The organism is Thalassotalea sp. Y01 (genome assembly GCF_012932945.1).
Classification (GTDB): domain Bacteria; phylum Pseudomonadota; class Gammaproteobacteria; order Enterobacterales; family Alteromonadaceae; genus Thalassotalea_A.
Genome location: NZ_JABBXG010000011.1, coordinates 1 through 19,985, shown reverse-complemented (window position 1 = coordinate 19,985; position 19,985 = coordinate 1). Strand labels below are relative to the sequence as shown.

Here is a 19,985-nt window from a genome sequence, read left to right as displayed (position 1 = left end):
GCATTTTATGGCGCCATTATAATTGAGCTAGAGCAGGATAAAAACCATAAAAAAAGCCGGTATCATACCGGCTTTGTTATTTTGACCTGAAGAGCACAAAAATCGTGCTCCATTGTCATATCGATTTATGTTGTCGATATACGATGTTATAGAGAATGGATAAATACCATTAAGATTGCCGCTGGACAGACAAACTTTGTGTACCACGGCCAAACTTTCCAAAACAATGACGATTCAACCTCAGGATTACCTTGCTTGATTTCGGCAAGCATGTCGTTTCGATTCCATATCCAACCAACAAATACACAACACAACATAGCAATAATAGGTTGGCCATATTCGGTTGCGATCATTGCCACCAAATCCAACATAAAATCAAGGTTGAAAATAATAACCACACTCATGGCGAAGATGATCAGGCCGATTAACGTGGTCGCTTTCTTGCGCTCTAGGTTATGACGTTCAACGGCATAAGACACCGGTCCTTCCAGCATCGATATTGACGACGTTAAGGCAGCGATACTCATTAATACGAAAAAGGCAAAACCGACGAATAAACCAATTGCCCCCATGCCTTCAAATAAGCTCGGCAATACCGCAAACACCATGCTAGGACCTGAAATCAACGAGCCATCAGCAGCAAAGATTTGCACACCTTGATGCTGGGCGACGTACATTGCCGGAATAATTAATAAGCCCGCCATAAAAGCGATAGTCACATCAATTAAGGTGACTTGTGCGCCCAATTTTACTAGGTTTTCTTTCTTGGAAATATAAGAGCCGTAGATAACCATAACACTGGTACCCAAAGACAATGAGAAGAATGCTTGCCCTAGTGCACTGATTAATAAGTCAGGTTCAAATACGCGGCTCATATCCGGTTGCAGGTAAGCACGTAGACCGTCTGTTGCGCCGTCTAGGGTGATTACATAGAGAATCAATAAGATAAGTAAGCCAATCAGCGCTGGCATTAATCGTTTCGACCACTTTTCAATGCCCTGCTCTACACCTTTACGAATAATAAAGATGGTTAGGAACATGAATACTGCAGCAAATAAAATATTGCGCACATGACCTTGAGTAATCACCCAGTCAGAAACAGATTGCATACCCAACAGATTGGCGGCAGGTTCAACAGCATAAGACATCATCCAACCAGCAATGATGCCGTAAAAGCTAAGAATAAGACCGGCACAGATAACACCACCAAAACCAACGATAAAGGCGAAACGTTTCTGCCACATATGACGGGACATTTTCTGCATCGATGTCACCGCATTAGCCTGACCATAACGACCAATGACCAGCTCTGCCATAAACGCTGGATAAGCGAGGCAGAACGCCAGAATCAAATAGACCAGAACAAAGGCTGCACCACCGTTAGTGGCGGTTTGTGTTGGAAATCCCCAAATATTTCCCAAACCAACCGCAGAGCCTGCGGCTGCAAGAATAAATCCTAATCGTGAGCTGAACTCACCGCGAGATGAAGCCATAACTTTTTATTTTCTTATAATAATTAAAATACAGCGCTTACCTTAACCAAACAATCAATACTTGGCAATCGGATAATTACCTTGAAATACCTATCTCAGATACTTTACACTGGGGCGATTACAATAGGTTAACAGTATAAATCGGCACACAAATGGGCAGTATGCATTTTGACCGACCGATTATTATTTTATCGGCACCTCGCTCCGGCAGTACATTACTTTTTGAAACCCTTAAGAATGGCAAAGACATTTGCACCATTGGGGATGAAAGCCATGCCGTTATTGAGCACATTGCTAAATTCAGTACCGTCTATCGCGGCTTTGAATCAAACGCACTAACGGCAGATGATGTTGATGCTGAAAACGCTGCATTACTTAAGCAACGCTTTAGCGATAGATTAATTGACCGACACGGCCGAGCGATTAATAACAGCAAACAAGACAGTGTACGTTTTTTGGAGAAAACGCCAAAAAATGCCTTACGCGTTGGCTTTCTAAATAAAATTTTCCCTGATGCGCTATTTGTTTATTTAGTCAGAGATCCACGAGCAAACATCGCCTCGATAATTGATGCCTGGATCAGTCAAAAATTCAGAACCTATCCCAACTTACCGGGTTTTAACGGCAAATGGTCGTTATTATTGCCACCTAACTGGCAATCGATGCAAGGTAAACGATTAGAGCAAATCGCGAGTTTTCAATGGCAAAGTGCCAATAACCATATCCTTGACGAGTTAGAAAAAATAGACCCTAGCCGGTGGATGATGGTTAACTATCAAGAGTTACTCGACAACCCAGCAACAACGGTAAATTCTATCTTGAATTTTACCGGTCTAGCAGCAGATAAAGTAATGACCGAAAGCTTGCAACAAGGCTTACCGTTATCGCAGTACACCCTTAGCGCACCAGACAAAAATAAATGGCATAAAAAAGCCGCTGTCTTGGCCAATGTCATAGCGGAAGGTGAAGATACACTGCAACGAATTAACACCGTTTTACAGGGTCATGGCCAGCCCATCTTAGCAAATAATATTGACGAAGCACTTATAACAGCGACGCAAAAAGCCCAGAGTTTACCTTCTGTGACGGCTGATAATGCGAATACAACCGTAAAGTCGGTATCTCGCAATTCGCCCTGTCCTTGCGGTTCAGGGCAGCGTTATAAGAACTGTCACGGCAAACTTAATTAAGAGTTAGGCAATGAAACTAGACCACGAATTTTATAAATTACCGCTTACCTTTGATGTTGAACGCCTTCAGCAAGAAGTGTTGATGCTCGATGAAAGTTACTGGAAAGCACACCATGAAGGTTTTAAAGGCAACATTGCGGTACCATTACTTAGCGTAAATGGTGAGGTGAACAATGACTTCAAAGGACCAATAAAAGAAACGGATGCACTGCAAAAGCTGCCTTATATTCGTCAAGTATTGGCATCTTTTAATGAAGTGTTTGGCCGTTCAAGATTAATGGCCTTAGAACCTGGCTGTGAAGTGCCGTTGCACACTGATATCAATTATCATTGGTATAAACGTGTGCGTATTCATATCCCTATCGTCACCACAGATACCGTTATGTTTCATTGCAACGACAAACAAGTCAATATGAAAGCCGGTGAATGTTGGATATTCGATTCTTGGAAGCACCATAAAGTCCTCAATGACAGTCATTTACGTCGCATCCATCTGGTTATCGACACCCACGGTTCAGCTGATTTTTGGGACATGGTGAGCAAATCAGAAATTCCAGATTTACGAGCTAGCAGCCTCACCACCAAGCACCTTGATTTTGTCGCTGACAAGCAAGTTGCTATCGCAACCGAATTGCATAATCTGCCGGTGGTTATGTCACCAGGCGAATTGGATTTTATGATTTCGGAATTAAAACACGAAGTGAGAAGTGCGGACAATGAAGCGGCGAGCCAACAAGGTTTTTTCGCCATTCTCGATAAGTTTGCACAAAACTGGCGTCATCTTTGGGGTCAGTTTGGCAGCACTGAAGCCGGTTGGGATAGCTATCATCAGTTACGAGATAAAACCTTCCAATTAGCACGAAACTACGATAATCGATTGCGCTTGAGTAACGATGGCAGCGCATTGCAAATGTTAATCCACTGTATTATTGACCCTGCACTTAATGTTGAAATCGCAAAATACTTCAATAACAACAGTGCGACCATAACACCTGCAACAAAATCAGTAACGCCAGCAAAAACAGCAACCGCTAGAGCGCCAATTGAAAACGCTAGCTCTTTCGACGATAAGCCGGCGGCACCGATGAGTCGCAATAGCCCTTGCCCTTGTGGCTCAGGGAAAAAATACAAACAATGCTGTGGCGCTTTATAAACAGCCAGCGAATTTAAAACCACCTTAAACAAAAAACCGCCTTATTGGCGGTTTTTTTATGTTACTAATGTCACTTAAACGACATTAATAACGGATCAGTTCGTTGGCTTTTTGCTCTAATAATGACCAAGTTTGCTGTCCATCAATATAAGCTAAATACTGTTTTCCTGAGCCAATTGAACGATTATTAATAGGCTGTTTAACCTGACTGACACTTGGCGTTAATACCGCTTTTTTAGATTGATAAAACGTTAAACAACTTGGCTCAAAATTAAGTTCACAATAAGCCAGTAACTTTCTGATTTGCGCTTCGGGTTCTGCAACCAAGTTCTCATAACCTTGATTGACTAGCGCCGCCCCATAGAGATTACTCCATTGAAACATCAAACTTAGGTACCCTTGCCAATAAAAACTTATTGCATTCAAGTTATAGGAATAGTCATGGCCATTAGCAAAATACTGCTTATAGACACTGAATGCGTTGTCCACTGGATTACGCACCATATTAATTACTTTAGCTTCAGGAAATAAGGTTTTGATCAAGCCAATGTGAATAAAGTTATTGGGGTTTTTATCGATAAAGACCTCAACATCTGCCGCGAAATATTGACTGGCTTGTTGCAAGTATATGGCTCGGTAGTGAGCAATTTGCGCTGCTGTTAGGTTATTAATGCCATTACCATAACCATGCTTTTGAATTTGCATCGCAATTCGTTCGATATAAGGTAATTCATCGGTTGTGGTAACCTTTGAATGGGCTGCTAAGATTTGCTCGACCAAAGTCGTACCAGAGCGCGGCATACCAACAATAAATATAGGTCTAGGTTCGTCAGCAGTCGTTTTATAGGCGTTATTTACTTTAGCGGTAGAAATAAGATCTTTTATTAGACCAGCGTATGCGTCCGCTCGAAAAGGTCGATATTTGTGGATGATAGCGTTAGCCGATGACATATATTTAAATGCTTGTTCGAAGTCAGCCTGCTGTTCAAAGCTGCGAGCTAACGCAAATAATATTAGCGCCCTATTGCCGGCATCTATGCTGTCATCTGCAATCAATTGTTGCAGGGTGTTTTGTACCTGGCCATCAAAGCGATAATCTTTTAAGTCGGCTAAGCTCCAGTAGCCGTTGCCCTTCGCTGTTTCGGTTCGGTCAATAAACTGGAAATAATACTGAGCAGCTTGGCTTGAATTCCCCATCGCTTTATACACATGGCCCATATTTAAATAAACAAATGGGTTATTGGTGTTACTTGCCAACAGCGATTGTAAACTCTGCTTAGCCTCAGCTATTTGCCCTGCGGCCAATTGCGCCAAGGCGAGTGTGTAAACCACATCACTCGATTCAATGCCTTGCTGTATTAATGTTTTGCTTAGCTCGATAACAGTAAAGTGCTGCTCAAGTTTAGCGGCATGCTCAATGTTAACCATCAAGCCCTGCTCGTCTTTGCTGTCGATTGATAACACCGAGTCGGCATATTGCTGCATTAACATGGCATCTTGCTGTTGCACCGCGACAGCTAACATCACCTTTAACGCTTCAAGGTTATCCTTTTGTTTACGCAGTACTTTTCTGGCATACATTGCCGCCGATGAAGACTGCCCTTGCTGTAGGCATTGCTTAGCTTGTTGCAGATGTTGTTGCACGACTTCTTGCATTTTGTGTTCTCAAAAAACAAAAGCTTACACCGAGGTATAAGCTTTTATATTGTGTTAAGTAAGTGATTAATCTTTAAAGTTATTAAACTGAAACGATTGCTCTAACTCTGTGTCACGAACCAACGCCATGACCGCTTGTAGATCGTCTCGCTTCTTGCCTTGTACACGCAATTTATCGCCTTGAATAGAGGCTTGGACTTTAATTTTTGAGTCTTTAATAATCTTAACCAGCTTCTTAGCAACCGCTTGCTCAATGCCTACTTTAAAAGAAACATTCTGGCTATAGGTTTTTCCTGTGTGATCCATACTGCCTAACGTCATTGCCTTAGCGTCAATTTTGCGTTTCGACAGCTGCGCTCGCAACATATCTAGCATTTGTTGTACTTGAAAATCGAATTCAGCTTTCACTTTTACGTTCGGGTTTTTATATTCAAATGATGCTTCAACATTACGAAAATCAAAACGAGTGCTTAGTTCACGAGTCGCATTTTCAGTGGCATTGCGCACTTCTTCCAGTTCGACTTCTGAAACAATATCAAATGATGGCATGGTTCATTCTCATGATTAATAAAATTGCTTGTAAGATTATCAAAGCCATAGCCTTTACGCTATATAGCAAACGAAATAATTCTTTTTTCAATATAAGTCATGTTACTATCGTCAAATAATTGAGGTTTATTTTGCCCTACATGCTGTCACATATATTCACCAATCGGCTTATTTACGCCATAGTCTTAATTTTTGCTGTGGTGGTGGTTAATGTCGATGATATTTCTTTCTGGCTCAATAAGAACCAGCTGCTCGATAAAACAGGGCACTTTATTGGCTTTTTATTATTGAGCTGGTTATTGGATAGACTGATAACCATACCTCGCGGGGTTTTAGTACTAAGTGTCATTTTTTATTCCGGTTTTACCGAGATATGTCAGTGGTATTTAGGATTTCGCAGTGGCCAGTTTGATGATTTTGTTGCTAACGCATTAGGCTGCTCAACGTATTACCTGTTTGCTACCATCAGCGCTAAATATAAAAAATCACCATGAACAAGATCGCAATTTTAGGTAATGGTGCCATCGGCTTACTGATAACCTATCTACTAAAAACTCAAAGCCAGAATACAAGCTCAGAACAACCGTTAAATATTCGACTGCTCACGCGACAGCGCGCAAATAACAATGTCACCCTTACCGTTAAGCAACTTGATAACCAACAAAAGACATTTTCGGTTGGCCAAGCAGATGAGCAATTTCTCGCTCAATGTGAGTTACTGATCTGTTGTGTTAAATCCTATGACGTGCTTGCTGCTTTGACGCCACTTAGTAAGGTGTTAAACCCTAAATGTGCGATAGTGTTGTGTCATAATGGTATGGGTACAATTGATGCTATCAATAGCACACTAAAACTGCCGCAACCGATTCTTACCCTACTAACCACAATGGCAGCCAAACGTTTGGCTGATAATGTTATCCAACATACAGGTGTTGGCAATAATCATCTCGGCTTAGTTCAAGGGCAATTACATACAAACCAAGCCAATGATATTAAGCAGCTATTAAAAAACGCACTTCCATGTTTTGAGTTCAGTGATAACATCATTACACAGCAATGGCTCAAGCTTGCTATCAATTGTGCTATCAACCCTTTAACGGCGATTAGTGACGTCACTAATGGTGAGTTGGCAAGTGACAAATATCAGCCCAAAATTAAAGCCTGCCTAGAAGAAGTTGTTGTGGTTGCCGCCAGTCAGAATGTGACTTTTAATATTGATAGCTTAATGAAGGTTGTGAACGATGTTATAAGCAAAACAGCTAACAACAGCTCGTCAATGCGTGAAGACGTGAGCAATGGACGAGCTACTGAAATTGATTATATAAATGGTTACATAAAGACCTTAGGGCAGCAAAACAATATTGCCACCCCAATCAATGAGCAATTATATCGAGAGGTAGTTGCGACTAGTCATTATCCGCAGTGATCGCTGATAATGCAGGTAGCAACTTATCTTTAAGCGATTGTAACTGTTCGTCGCTGTATGCTTGTAATGGATGCTTTCCCCAAATAGGAGCCGGCCAAGCCGGATCATCACTGTAGCGTACGATATGATGAATATGCAGTTGCGGGGTAACATTACCTAATGCCGCTACATTCATTTTTTCACCTTCGAATACTTGCATTAGCACCTCACTTAAGGCGCTAGATTCATTCATAAATTGTTGTTGGTCTTGCCAATTTAGCTCATAAAGGTCTTTCACCTCTTCTCGCATAGGCACCATGATAAACCATGGGTAGTGATTATCATTGCATAGAAGTAATTTACAAAGAGGAAAATTAAACAGTTCGATACCATCTCGCTGCAAGTCCGAATGTAACTGAAATTGTACTGTCATGAGGATCTTCCTTTTTAGCGTTTCTTCTTTTTGGGTTTATTTTTGCGACCTCGGCCGCGGGCTGTTTTTTTCGCTTCACGTTCGGCAAGCTTTTTCTCATAAAGCTCAGCAAAATGAATGTTTTCTCGTTCAACTATATCAGGTGTTTCAAGGGTAATTTTACCTAGCGTTTTATCTCTGATTTCATTGACCAGAATTTCTGATGCTTTATGAAAATCAACGTGTCCACCGGCTCTAACACAACCACGTTTACGACCTAATTCTTCTAAAAATTCCACTTCTTGCTGCGGTAATTCGTCAATCTTATAACGTTCTTTAAGTCGCTCAGGGTACGCTTCTAATAGATACTCAGCCGCAAAACAGGCGATCTCTTCATGATCAAAAGCGGTATCTTTCACCCCGCCGCTTACCGCCAATCGATAACCACTGTTTTCATTTGCTATGCGAGGCCATAACATGCCAGGGGTATCGTACAGATATACCCCTTCTTCTAAACGGATACGCTGTTGCGCCTTAGTCACCGCCGGTTCGTTACCAACTTTAGCCTTGGTTTTACCGACCAAGGTATTGATCAACGTCGATTTACCAACATTAGGAATGCCCATGATCATGGCATTTATTTGTTTGCCTTCTTCATCTTTATTGGGTACTAATTTTTTAATTAATGCGGCGATATTTTTTGCACCACTAGGGTCTTCAGTGGTCAAGGCGATTGCTTTAACGTTATGTTGCGACTGATAGTAATCAATCCACACTTTGGTTAGACGATCATCTGCCAAGTCACTTTTGTTGAGGATTTTTATCAGCGGTTTATCACCGCGTATTTCGGTGATCATTGGGTTTTCGCTGCTAAAAGGCAGACGTGCATCACACACTTCAATAACCACATCGATTAAATGAATTATCTCTTTAATTTCTTTCTGGGCTTTATGCATATGCCCAGGGAACCAATTGATTGCCATATAGATTTATAAACAAGGTAAGTTAACAATATTCTAGCAACTTGCTTGCGTATATACATTATTTAAACGCTTTATTTTACGGAGAAAATTACTTTTGCAGGCTTGTCGCTGAGTTAACGTTTTATTCAAATTATTGGTTAGAGGTTAATTAAGTGGAAGTAATAGCTTAAAGCAGGCACCACTGCTCACTTTACTGCGCTCAATGTCTATCTGACCTTTATGCATAAAGACAATTTTTTGGGTTATTGCCAAACCTAACCCGTAACCGGGTTGATGTTTGTTCTTTTCAGAGCGAACAAACGGCAAAAACAGTGTCTCGATATCAGAACTTTCGACTCCTGTGCCATCATCATCGATTTGCACAACAAGGTGGGTATCTGTCGTATACTGATGAACTCTAACACTCTGCTTAGAATACTTAATGGCATTATCAATGAGGTTTTTAATGGCTCTGGAAATATATCGTTCATTTAAATCGATACTTATATCAGCATCATTTTGATAAGAAATTTCTTTACCAGAAAAGTGTTCAACTTGCTCGATATAATCCTGCACTATAGGCGATATATAGCCGGACGCTAAGGCAATGGTCTGTGACTGATGCTCCTGTTTGGAAAAATTTAGATGCTCTTCGACTAAAAGCGACAACTCTTCGACATCATTAGCCAATTTTTGTTTAAATTCATCGATATTATCTCTATCTAGTACAGCAACGTTAAAGTTCAAACGAGAAAGTATGGTATTGAATTCATGGGCCAAGGTATCGGAAATATCTTTTTGTAGCGCGATTAATATGGCTATTTTTTTGGTCATCCAATAAAACGCTTCATTAACCGGTTGAAAGTATTTTGACCGAGATAATTGTAGAGAATTGAGGTCACGACTATGAGCAAACTCTACGCTGGCGTTTTTTAAGCAGTACATGTCACTGAACAAAGGATATAAACCAACAAAAACCAAAATGACAAAAATTCCGTAAAATACAATAGTATACCAATGGAATCCGTTATTTTGATCTGCTGCAAACGGGCCTATTCGCAACAGGGTTTGTTCATTAATTTGCTTATAATAGTATGCCGTCTCATCATTGTGAATAACAGTGAGGATGTCACCACGATTCAATCTAGCGCTGCTCGATTCAGACATGGCAATGTCCGCAACAGGCATAATAGACAAACTTTCAAATGGTAATGTCTGCTCAGACTGGCATGAATAGTTTTGACAATATTCGTCAACCATCTGAAATGCTAAAGTCGACATGGAGTTGGCGTTATTGTAGCTTTCATTCTGATACAGGTAATCGGCAATAAATATAAAACTAAAAAAACTTGCCAATAGTATGCAGTAGTAACGAATGAAGTTCTTAAGCATCGTTAACTCCCTTCGATCGAAAGCAGATAGCCTCGTCCCCACATAGATTTAATGAGTAAGTTATTATCAGAAATGCGTTGCAATTTTTTGCGTAAACGACTTACCCGACCATCGACGGTTCGATCAAAACCGTCGTATTCACGACCTACAGTATTTACAAACAAATATTCACGACTGACGGTTTGTCCTGGTTTGTTAACCAGTAGCCATAACAATTCAAACTCGTAACGAGATAACTTAAATGGTTCACCCTGATATGTAACAAGACGATTTTTTTTGTGCAGCTGCAATTGACCGATGCTAACGGAATTATCTTTGGGTTTAAGTTTATTCAGTCGCAAACTTGCATTGATTCTGGCATACAGTAAATCAGGTATTACAGGTTTACGGATGTAATCATCAGCACCTAAAGCAAAGCCTTTAAGTTCACTTTCAACATCGGTTAATGCCGTAAGAAAAAGGTAAGGACCATCAAATTCATGACGGATTGTTTCTGCTATCTCGAAACCACTTGTACCTGGCAACATCACGTCACACAAAATAAGTGAAACATTGCCGCTGGAGATCAAACATTTTAAATTATCGCCGCGATCAAAATGAGTGACCGTAAACCCTTTCATTGTTAAATATTGAGCTATGGATTTGGCCAGCTGAATATCATCTTCAATTAATAGAATGTGTTCATCTTGATGACTCATTAGAAGACACTCCAAACATGTCTACGCACCTTACGAACATCAACACCGACAACCTGCACTAATACCTTTTGTTGCATCTCATCTTGGTCACTGACCAATCTAAATAATGTGTCATGCTCCAACTGCAGTGCCAACTCAACTGACGATTTCTTTGCTAATTGGTTGCAATAAATTTTGTGTTCAACATCCTCCAACACCATAAATATGCACATATTTTTTGCCGTAGATAGGTGCCAACTGAAGATAAAAGTTTGCTCACAAGCCTCGCCTTCATCAACAATGCAATGCTTAGGCGTGATATTAAAATACCTTTCCGACTCTCCAGCATGGCTTTCCAAGCTAATCACAGTCACTATCAAAATAAATATCAATCTATTCATATCGGCAACCTAATAAACAAACTTCATACCTAGAAAGTATGTCTGAGTATATTCTTCGGTTACGATTGGACTGTTGTATATTTCAGAGTCCAGCTTTTCCAGTTTGTAGCTACTAACCAAATACATGTGTTGATTGATCGGATACATAGCGTCGATTTTAACATGCAGGTTCAGGGCTGCGTCAGGGCTGTAGTTAAAGTGTTCAAAGCCTTCGTCATACTCCACAGCAAAATAATACTGATTTACATCTGCGCTAAAATAACTAGCTCCTAGCTCCAATTGAATAGCAAATTCATCAAATTTGGCCGCTTGATACAGGGCGGCTTTGAGTACAAAGCCATGATGTACGTTACTAATGTCCTGACTGGCAGATAACATTGCGTCAACAAAACCATAATAGTTATATTCAACTCCCCCCATATAAGAGAGCGACCGATGCTCTATCTCAACTTCAGGCCGGGCAACTTCGTCAATTGGTAGGATAAAGTGTGACGACGAATTGCTACTAAACTGTGCAGAAAAATCTCGGTGTGACCCCGGAAACATAAGGCCAAGTAAATTTTGACGACCTATAACGTTGAACACATGACGCTGTGATTCATGCAAGCTGTACGAAACATTAAGATTTTCGATGCTAAGGTTTTTACCCAAATAGCGAATATCAGGTATAGCGATGAGGGAAATATCATCTCTTGTTTGTATATAATTTTCTATTTTTCCATAACCTAACGATCCCCCGAAAAACCATTGCTCTGCAGGTAGAATCCGTTCGTCATTAGAATACTCTGAATCGGCTGTTGCCGACACGTTTAATGAATATACAAAAGTGACTACAGTTATTAAAAATAACACTACTTTTTTCATAGATAATTAAAAATTTTTTTTCATTTTATTAGCATAATAATTGGCCAGACTATAATGTTCGGCATTGATTGTCTACCTCTAAATAAAAATATCTAAACACAGCCAAAATCCTTGTTTTTATTGACCTACAGCGGCATAGCTTTTTGTACAAATTCGTACAACTTCAGCTTTTTAATTGTGAAAACATCAGTAATTGCTTTTGTTAATGCAAATGCAACATAACCATTACAAATGTTTAAAAAACATAATTTAAATTGCTTAATCTCAGAGAGAAAAAGATGATTAAAAACAAAGTAGCTATGGCTGTTTTTTATGCCGCTTACGGTCTTGGAACTGCAACTGCAGCATCCAATTCAGGGGCGACAGTTCATGCGGTGGATATTGATTCACAGCAGATCAGCCAATACACCAAGAAAGCATCTAATCAAAATACGATGTTACAAAATGATGGTCTCAATGTTCAGGTATTTAGCCAGTTAAATAAATTCAACGAAGAAGAAGGTATAGCGGGTGAGCATGTTTATATTGTTCGCCTTATACAACAACCGGTGACAGTCGCAGCGCAAAATAAAAACTCAAATATCGCTCGCGCCATGAAAGCATCCGGTCAGCAAAAACTATTTGCCCATGGCCAACCTGCTTTAGCAGAAGTACTAACCTATGAAAATGCCCTAAAAGCTAAGCAAAATGAAGTGATCAAAAATGCATCGGCTTTATTAGGTCACATTGATGTACGCTCTCAATTTACCAAAGCCATTAATGGCTTCTCGGTAAAAGTCAGCCAACAACAAGCCAAGCAAATTTCACGTTTGAGTAACGTTGCCAATGTTGTACGTGCTAAAAACTATGACTTGTTAACCGATCAAGGCCCAAAAACAATTTCTGCAGATAAAATTTGGACTGGTGAAGCCACCATGGGCAACATGGAATACAAGGGTGAAGGCCAAATTGTCGCCATAATTGATACCGGTATTAACTCTGATCATCCATCATTTGCCGATATTGGTGGTGACGGTTATGACCATACAAACCCTTGGGGCCCGGGCAATTATGTTGGTAATTGTGCTGACCCTGAACTGGCGGAAGCAATCTCTTGTAACGACAAACTGATTGGTGTTCGCTCTTACGAGGTTATCACAGGTGAGTACAAGAATATGGGCATTCCGGTACTGGATGAAACGGGTAACCCAATAATCGATCCATGGACTGGTTCACCGATATACGACTACCGTGATATCGCCGAAACCGGTGAAGATTACCAAGGTCATGGCTCACATACCGCAGCTACAGCGGCCGGTAATGTTTTAGTTGATGTGGATTACGTTTTACCGGCACCGGGTGATGCCGATGGTAAATCAGATGGTACGGTTATTAAGGAAGATTTATTCCCAACCATTTCTGGTGTCGCGCCGCATGCAAACGTTGTTGCCTATCAGGTTTGTTTTCCAAATAACGAAGTCGGTTTAGGTGGCTGTCCAGGTGAAGCCTTAGTTGCAGGTATTGAAGATGCTATTGCCGATGGCGTCGATGTTATTAACTTCTCTATTGGCGGTGCTGATAGTGACGTTTGGTCTGACCCAGTGCAGCTGGCATTTTTGTCGGCACGTGATGCAGGTATCAGTGTTGCCGCAGCAGCCGGTAACGGTGGTCAGGCATGTGGCGATGAATGTTTAGGTGCGTTAGATAACTCATCCCCTTGGTTGGCACAGGTTGCAGCAACCACACATTCTCGTGAAATTGCTGTTGAAACGCCAATCGATTACGCTGGTTTTATTGATCCTGCCCTAGGTTCTTCGACACCTCCAGGTATCGATCACCCAGTAATTGCGGGTTCCATCAATGAAACCGAATTGACCGGTGTGGTTGTTTGGGCCAAAGATTATGTCAGCAATGTTGGCTACAAAGATTGGGCCGGATATTGTGCCAACGAATTCCCGGCAGGTACTTTTGACTTCTTCCATGATGGCACACCGATTCAGGGTGCAGCTGAAGGTGACACCAACGTTATCGTAGTTTGTCAGCGTAACTACCCTACCGATCCGAATGCGGTAGCCCGTGTAGCTAAAGTTGCCAACGTTAAAGCCGGTGGTGCAGACGGTTTCATCATGTTTAATGCCGACCGTTCTCAAGGCACACCAGCGGTTTCCTACGAATTACCATCAGCTCATTTTACTTATGAGCAATGGGAAGGGAAAACCATTTGGTACGGCCACCCGGACAATACGGACGGTCTAGCAGACTGGTTATACTCAGGTGAAATGGGTCATCAAATTACCATCAAGCAAACCATGATCGAGCAAAAGTTCGATGAACAACGTGCCGATTGGTTAGCGCCGTTTTCTTCGCGTGGTCCTTCATTCTCAAATATTGAGATCTTGGCACCAATGATGGCAGCACCTGGCGTGGATATATACGCAGCTTATTCCGATGAGCAGCCATTTGTTGCAGCTCCGTATGGTTCTGACTATGTAGCTATTAGTGGCACCTCTATGGCCTCCCCTCATGTCGCAGGTTCAATGGCACTATTGCGCCAAGCTCATCCTGAGTGGTCTGCCGCTGAAGTACAGTCTGCATTATCTATGACCGCGGATAACGTTGTTAAATACAAACGTTTAAACCGTGAAAGTGAACCAACGGGTCATGCAGAGATCTATCGTGCTGGTGCAGGTCGTATCAATGTTGCCAATGCCGTCAAAGCTGGCCTGGTTATGGATGAAAGCACTGACAACTTTATGTTAGCGAATCCATACAACGGTGGTACCCCTCACAAACTTAACTTGCCAAATATGGTCGACTTCACCTGTGCACCAAACTGTACTTGGGTAAGAACCGTTAAAGCAACCAAAGACGGCACCTGGACCGTAGACCACGAAGCGGTCAAGAGTTGGCACATGGACATGAACCGACAGACTGAAGAAAATGGTGTTGATATTAATGTGACACCGAGCTCTTTCACTCTGAAAAAAGGTGAGACCCAAACCCTAGTTATTAAGGCTTCTATCACTGAGTCGCAAAGTGCTTGGGGCGGTTCTGAGGTTGAATTGCACTCGGCATTGACGTTAACCAGTGACGATGAGGATACGCCAGTAGCAAGAATGCCAGTAGCATTTAAATATGATGGTGGTGATTTGCCAGCTAACGTTGCCACGGTTGCTCACCGCGATAACGGAAGTTACAAGTTAACGGATATCTATGTGCCTAAATCTGACGCCATAAACACACGTATTTATGCACCAGTAAAAGGTGATGTTGAAATTATCGCCCTACCTAAGGACGATGATTCATTGATGCCTTGGGCGTTGAACAACACCGACACGTCTAATCGTGATATGCGCATTGATGAAGCCACTTATGTGAAGATGATGGTAGTACCAGAAGGTGCTAAGCGTCTTGTTGCAGAATCCTTTGGTACTTATGCTTCGGATTACAAAAACACCTTCAATGAAGGTCACATCCGTGTTTATGTTGGTAAAGACTACAACATGGACGGTGAAGTGGACCCAACCACAGAAACCATCTGTGTATCTACTCACTGGGCATCGGATAACTTCTGTGCCATCAATGATCCAGAACCAGGTACGTACTGGGCAATTTTCCACAATCAAGCAGCCGATCCATGGGCTGACGTAGAGGTTAAGTCTGCCGTAGAAGAATTTAAAATATCGACTGCAGTCGTTACTGGTGAAATTGCTACCAACATGTCATTAGAAGCACCTTCTAGCAACGGTAAAGACCCTATCGACATTGACGTTAACTGGGATATGGAAATGGAAAAAGGCGATATTTACTATACCGTTTTTGACCTAGGTACCTCAGATGTAAACCCAGGGAATATAGACGAAGTCGGCTTTAGAGTAATGCGTGGTGACAATGACGTGACTATGAATATGTCTCAAGATCGCGCTAAATCTGGTGATATGTTAGACCTAAACTTTAGCGTCTTGGCTAACAAATCTGGTAGCGATCGCATGTTCACCATTACTGCGCAACTGCCAGAAGGTGTGGAATTAACGAGTGAAGACTTCGTTTCTTCAAGTGAAGCGGTAGAAAGCATTATGGTTGAGGGTTCACAGGTGATCATTACCGGTACTCAACCTAATACTGAAAACCAGGAAGTTGCATACGAAATTACCACCAATGCAACCGACGCTATGTGTATGACACCAACCATCAATGACAACCCAAATCCGGGTGGTTATGTTGATTTATCTCATTGGGGTGTTCCACCAGTATTTGGTGGCTTTAATGAGTATGGTGAGCAAACCAATGCCGGCTGGAATGGAATGGGTAATGTTATCCCTACTTCCGTATTGTTCGGTGGTATGACCGATACCTACTCTTTATACGGTAATACCGAAGCATGGAATGAAAAAGTAACGGTAATCCGAGGTAACGGTACGCTAGCATTTGATACCATGCCAATGTTCTTCGAGTTCTACTACCCACTACCGTTTAACTCATTCCCTAACCAAATCATTGCGCCGTTATGGCGTGCTAGAAACTGGGGTTTGAATAGTGACTCATTCAATACTGAGTTAGGTTGGGAATCAGGTATCTCTCTTGCTTACCTAAATAGCGGTTGGGCAATCGTTGAATGGGATAACGCTGCAGATTATGCTTACTCAAGTTATGACTGGATGACTGGCATGACCTATTGGGATAAGCGCGATAATAGCGTTGACTTCCAAACCTTAATCCACAAAGACGTACGTCATGGTAAAGGTGAGTTCGAGATCATCATGGCCTATGACAACATTGACTGGGGCACAACAGATGGTCGCGGTTCAATTGGTGTACAAGGTTTCGTTGGTCCACAAACATCTTTCGGTCCACTATACGGCCATAAAGGCGAACAATTTGGTTTAGACGATCTGCAAGAGAAGCTATCTGATGACCTGGTTGTTTGTTACAACTATGTTGGCCCTGAGTCATCGCAGTTTGTGGTATCTACTACGGTTGATATTCCGCATCACTTCTCGGGTCGTACCCTTGAGTTCAACGCTACCTCACAGGTAGAAGGTATGGCAGACATCGAGATGAATCATGTAGTTAACGTTGCTAGCAACATCACCTTAATTGAGTTAGATGATATGGAAATTGATGAGAACCAGGCTTTCACTATTGAAGCGACTTTCATTGATGAACATGACTCTGCCAACATGGTATCTGTTATGGGTGAAGCCATTGCCAGTTACGAAGTCGAAATGACCGAGTCTGGCGCTATGGTGCACGTCACTCCTACCGAGAATTACTATGGCGAATCAATGGTTGAGCTAATGGTTAGCGACATCGAAAACCCAAGTGATAGTGCTTCAGCGACCTTCATGTTAACGGTTATCTCTGATGGTGAAGAGCCTGCTCAGAAACAACCTGAAACGGAACAAGAGGACGATGACAACAGCTCTGGTGGTTCACTAGGTATTATGTCATTGATGCTGTTAATGCTAATTCGCGTTAAACGCAACAAGATGTTTAAAGCCTAATTAGTATTTACTAGATAAAGTAATAGCCACTCTACTTTGTAGGGTGGCTTTTTTTTTACTCTGGCTATTTATTGTAAAGAAGCGGTTCTTACCATTTTCAGAAATAGAAAAAGAATATTAAATATGATATTTGCCATTAGAGAAACCCAGCAACACAACAAAACATAATCATTTTTATAATAAATGATAATTTCTATTAATTCACACCCATCTCTATAATGACCTCATTGAATCAAGCAACGAGCTTGAACCTTTAAAGAAATATTGAAACGAAATTTATTTGGAGCACATTATGAAGATGAATCACGTAGGTATCATGGTTGGTGACATGGACAAGGCTGTTGAGTTTTATACGAAAGTTTTGGGCCTTAAAATTGTGATGAACAACACCCCGGTAATTGAAGAGCGCGAAACTGCTATCGGCAGAATGTGTATAGCTGTATTTGGTGAAGGCTTCAAAGGTTTTAACATCGCTCACTTAGTAACAACAGACGGCATTGGTGTTGAGCTTTTTGAAATGAAAGAACGTCAAGAGCGTCACGAAGTTGATTTCTCTCGCTTAGGTATCTTCCACTTCTGTCTACAAACAGATGACTTTGAAGGCGTAATGGCAAAAACAGAAGAGTTCGGTGGTAAAGTTCGCATGGATATTCACCGTTATCATCCAGATGACGATTCAAAACCAGCAAAAATGGTTTACCTAGAAGACCCGTTTGGAAACCTTTTTGAACTTTACTCACACACATACGAAGAAACTTACGCGTCTGATTACGAGTAATCGAATTAGCTTTAGACAAAGGGACAAACTGACACTTCGATGATCTAGGTTGATACTGCAAAGCAGCAAATACAATGAAAGCCCAATAGTTATTAACTATTGGGCTTTTTACTTTGAAAAAATTCAGAGAATATTTTAATTACCGCTTAGTGCCATTTGCAGACCAATCGCTTAAACGGCACTAACGGGATCAATTCGATAAACTTTAGGGTTAATAAGTTAAATTACTAATCCATTCAATTGAGTTTAAATAAGCAATTGTTTCGTCTAAAAGAGGATTATCTTCTAATGATAAAGTTCTCAGGTTTTGATTCGCATCTACATTAACAGTATTAATTTTATTGCTTGTTAAGACCAGATATTCAAGCAATGGAGATAGGCTTGTATCAACAGTTTCAAGCTTGTTTGAATCAAGTCTTAATCGCTTTAAATTAGGGGCGTCTATAATTAACTCTTCTAATGCACCATGACTAACTGTAACCGTATCTAATTCAGCGTGATTGCTTAAGTTAACCTTGTCTAAATTATGATACTCAGCCTCAAAAGTGGATAAATTAACATTTTGACTCAAATCTATTTTAGAAATAGAGGATTGGAAAATATTTAAGCTTTTCAAAGAACTATTGTTATCAGTAACTAATTCAATCAAGCCAGTTACTCCGTGCAAGCTTAACTCCTTTAAAGAGTCGTTACTCGATAAATCAAGGCTTTTTAAATCATGGTAAAGGAAAGATAAATATTCTATTTGAGGCATTGAGGAACCATCAAAGTAAAACTCATAAGGTGAGTCATTCTCAGGGCTTAAAGCCAGCTCCTTTAAATTGGTAAGCATTGAAAAATCTTCGGTAGACAGTATATTTCCAATACAATAAAAAGAGGTGATGTCTTCAAAGTTTTCTACTTCCCCTTCTTCATAAAGGGATGTAATGCATTTTTCTGCCGCTTCATCTACGTAATTATGAGACAGTATCTCAGACTTGCTATCGCCGTCACAACCTACTAAAGCAGCAATTAAACATAAGCTATATAATTTCTTCATTGAAATTCCTTTTTCTTTATTATTGATATTTTACAACATCCTAAACGTCCGTTGTTCGCTCTTAAGAGACATTAACCTTTTCATGAGCTGAATAGAAGTATTTTAAAGGATTAGGGGGACTTTCTTTAAGCTTCTTCGAACTAATGGAGGTTGCGGCTTTTGCCGCAATGACGGTGCTAATAAACTAGAAACAGTTAAACTTCACCGAAAGAAAGCGTTCATTAATACGGCTTTCAAATTGTTATATTCCTGAACCTATCGGCATTTATTCTTCCGTGTGCGTCATCCCGGCGGAAGCCGGGACCTCATGCAGTTTCGAGGAGGCTCCGTTATAGGCACACTTTTTATTTGGAAGGTCCCGGATATCAGCAAAGCTGATTCCGGGATGACGGTGAATACTTTCTATTATATTTTTGGATTACAGAAACGAAAAAAACCCGCTCAAATGAGCGGGCTTTTCTAAATAGGAGCCTGGCGATGACCTACTCTCACATGGGAACTCCCACACTACCATCGGCGCTACTTCGTTTC

At 41.0% G+C, this 19,985-nt stretch carries 16 protein-coding genes; 6 read left to right on the top strand and 10 right to left on the bottom strand.

Going from position 1 to position 19,985, the window contains the following annotated elements; all coding sequences use genetic code 11:
* Window positions 1–146: 146 nt before the first annotated feature.
* Window positions 147–1,493 carry a sodium-dependent transporter gene (locus tag HII16_RS14420; RefSeq protein WP_169131181.1) on the bottom strand — a complete coding sequence of 449 codons (1,347 nt, stop codon included), beginning with the start codon at window positions 1,491–1,493 and terminating at the stop codon, window positions 147–149.
* A 152-nt stretch (window positions 1,494–1,645) separates the two neighbouring features.
* Here HII16_RS14420 and HII16_RS14415 point away from each other — a divergent pair, with 152 nt between their 5' ends.
* Together HII16_RS14415 and HII16_RS14410 are read left to right on the top strand one after the other, a co-directional pair.
* Window positions 1,646–2,683 carry a sulfotransferase gene (locus tag HII16_RS14415; protein WP_248289640.1) on the top strand — a complete coding sequence of 346 codons (1,038 nt, stop codon included), beginning with the start codon at window positions 1,646–1,648 and terminating at the stop codon, window positions 2,681–2,683.
* Between the two features lie 10 nt (window positions 2,684–2,693).
* Entirely contained in the window at window positions 2,694–3,836 is a 1,143-nt protein-coding gene (locus HII16_RS14410) for an aspartyl/asparaginyl beta-hydroxylase domain-containing protein (protein ID WP_169131179.1), read from the top strand.
* An 84-nt stretch (window positions 3,837–3,920) separates the two neighbouring features.
* Here HII16_RS14410 and HII16_RS14405 read toward each other — a convergent pair whose 3' ends face one another.
* Both HII16_RS14405 and HII16_RS14400 read right to left on the bottom strand, forming a co-directional pair.
* A complete protein-coding gene (locus HII16_RS14405) occupies window positions 3,921–5,492 on the bottom strand; it encodes a tetratricopeptide repeat-containing sulfotransferase family protein (protein WP_169131177.1) in 1,572 nt (523 codons plus the stop codon).
* Window positions 5,493–5,558: 66 nt separating this feature from the next.
* The gene (locus tag HII16_RS14400) at window positions 5,559–6,041 is read right to left on the bottom strand and encodes a YajQ family cyclic di-GMP-binding protein (protein ID WP_135439563.1); all 483 of its coding nucleotides are present in this window, start codon (window positions 6,039–6,041) and stop codon (window positions 5,559–5,561) included.
* A 140-nt stretch (window positions 6,042–6,181) separates the two neighbouring features.
* On the opposite strand from HII16_RS14400, the gene HII16_RS14395 reads away from it, so the two are divergent.
* Together HII16_RS14395 and HII16_RS14390 are read left to right on the top strand one after the other, a co-directional pair.
* Window positions 6,182–6,535 carry a VanZ family protein gene (locus HII16_RS14395; RefSeq protein WP_169131175.1) on the top strand — a complete coding sequence of 118 codons (354 nt, stop codon included), beginning with the start codon at window positions 6,182–6,184 and terminating at the stop codon, window positions 6,533–6,535.
* On the top strand, window positions 6,532–7,467 hold the full coding sequence (locus tag HII16_RS14390; protein WP_169131173.1) for a 2-dehydropantoate 2-reductase: 936 nt from the start codon (window positions 6,532–6,534) through the stop codon (window positions 7,465–7,467). Before HII16_RS14395 ends, HII16_RS14390 begins: the two co-directional genes overlap by 4 nt.
* Here HII16_RS14390 and HII16_RS14385 read toward each other — a convergent pair.
* The 6 genes from HII16_RS14385 to HII16_RS14360 all read right to left on the bottom strand — a co-directional run bounded on the left by HII16_RS14385 (window position 7,448) and on the right by HII16_RS14360 (window position 12,154).
* Complete coding sequence (locus HII16_RS14385; protein WP_169131171.1) at window positions 7,448–7,879, bottom strand: HIT family protein; 432 nt, start codon at window positions 7,877–7,879, stop codon at window positions 7,448–7,450. The genes HII16_RS14390 and HII16_RS14385 overlap by 20 nt on opposite strands.
* 14 nt (window positions 7,880–7,893) lie before the next feature.
* A complete protein-coding gene (gene ylqF / locus HII16_RS14380; RefSeq protein WP_169131169.1) occupies window positions 7,894–8,841 on the bottom strand; it encodes a ribosome biogenesis GTPase YlqF in 948 nt (315 codons plus the stop codon).
* Window positions 8,842–8,985: 144 nt separating this feature from the next.
* Window positions 8,986–10,212 (bottom strand): ATP-binding protein, encoded by a 1,227-nt coding sequence (locus HII16_RS14375; protein ID WP_169131167.1) that lies wholly within the window; start codon window positions 10,210–10,212, stop codon window positions 8,986–8,988.
* 2 nt (window positions 10,213–10,214) lie between these two features.
* Window positions 10,215–10,910 (bottom strand): response regulator transcription factor, encoded by a 696-nt coding sequence (locus HII16_RS14370; RefSeq protein ID WP_169131165.1) that lies wholly within the window; start codon window positions 10,908–10,910, stop codon window positions 10,215–10,217.
* The gene (locus HII16_RS14365; protein ID WP_169131163.1) at window positions 10,910–11,290 is read right to left on the bottom strand and encodes a DUF3019 domain-containing protein; all 381 of its coding nucleotides are present in this window, start codon (window positions 11,288–11,290) and stop codon (window positions 10,910–10,912) included. Before HII16_RS14365 ends, HII16_RS14370 begins: the two co-directional genes overlap by 1 nt.
* Window positions 11,291–11,299: 9 nt before the next feature.
* Window positions 11,300–12,154, bottom strand: coding sequence for a MipA/OmpV family protein (locus HII16_RS14360; protein ID WP_169131161.1), 855 nt, complete (start codon window positions 12,152–12,154; stop codon window positions 11,300–11,302).
* Between the two features lie 278 nt (window positions 12,155–12,432).
* Here HII16_RS14360 and HII16_RS17090 point away from each other — a divergent pair, with 278 nt between their 5' ends.
* On the top strand, window positions 12,433–17,637 hold the full coding sequence (locus HII16_RS17090) for a S8 family serine peptidase (protein WP_282434751.1): 5,205 nt from the start codon (window positions 12,433–12,435) through the stop codon (window positions 17,635–17,637).
* Window positions 17,638–17,929: 292 nt separating this feature from the next.
* The gene (locus HII16_RS14350) at window positions 17,930–18,415 is read left to right on the top strand and encodes a VOC family protein (protein WP_169131159.1); all 486 of its coding nucleotides are present in this window, start codon (window positions 17,930–17,932) and stop codon (window positions 18,413–18,415) included.
* A 211-nt stretch (window positions 18,416–18,626) separates the two neighbouring features.
* Here HII16_RS14350 and HII16_RS14345 read toward each other — a convergent pair whose 3' ends face one another.
* A complete protein-coding gene (locus tag HII16_RS14345; protein WP_169131157.1) occupies window positions 18,627–19,454 on the bottom strand; it encodes a hypothetical protein in 828 nt (275 codons plus the stop codon).
* Window positions 19,455–19,985: the final 531 nt, after the last annotated feature.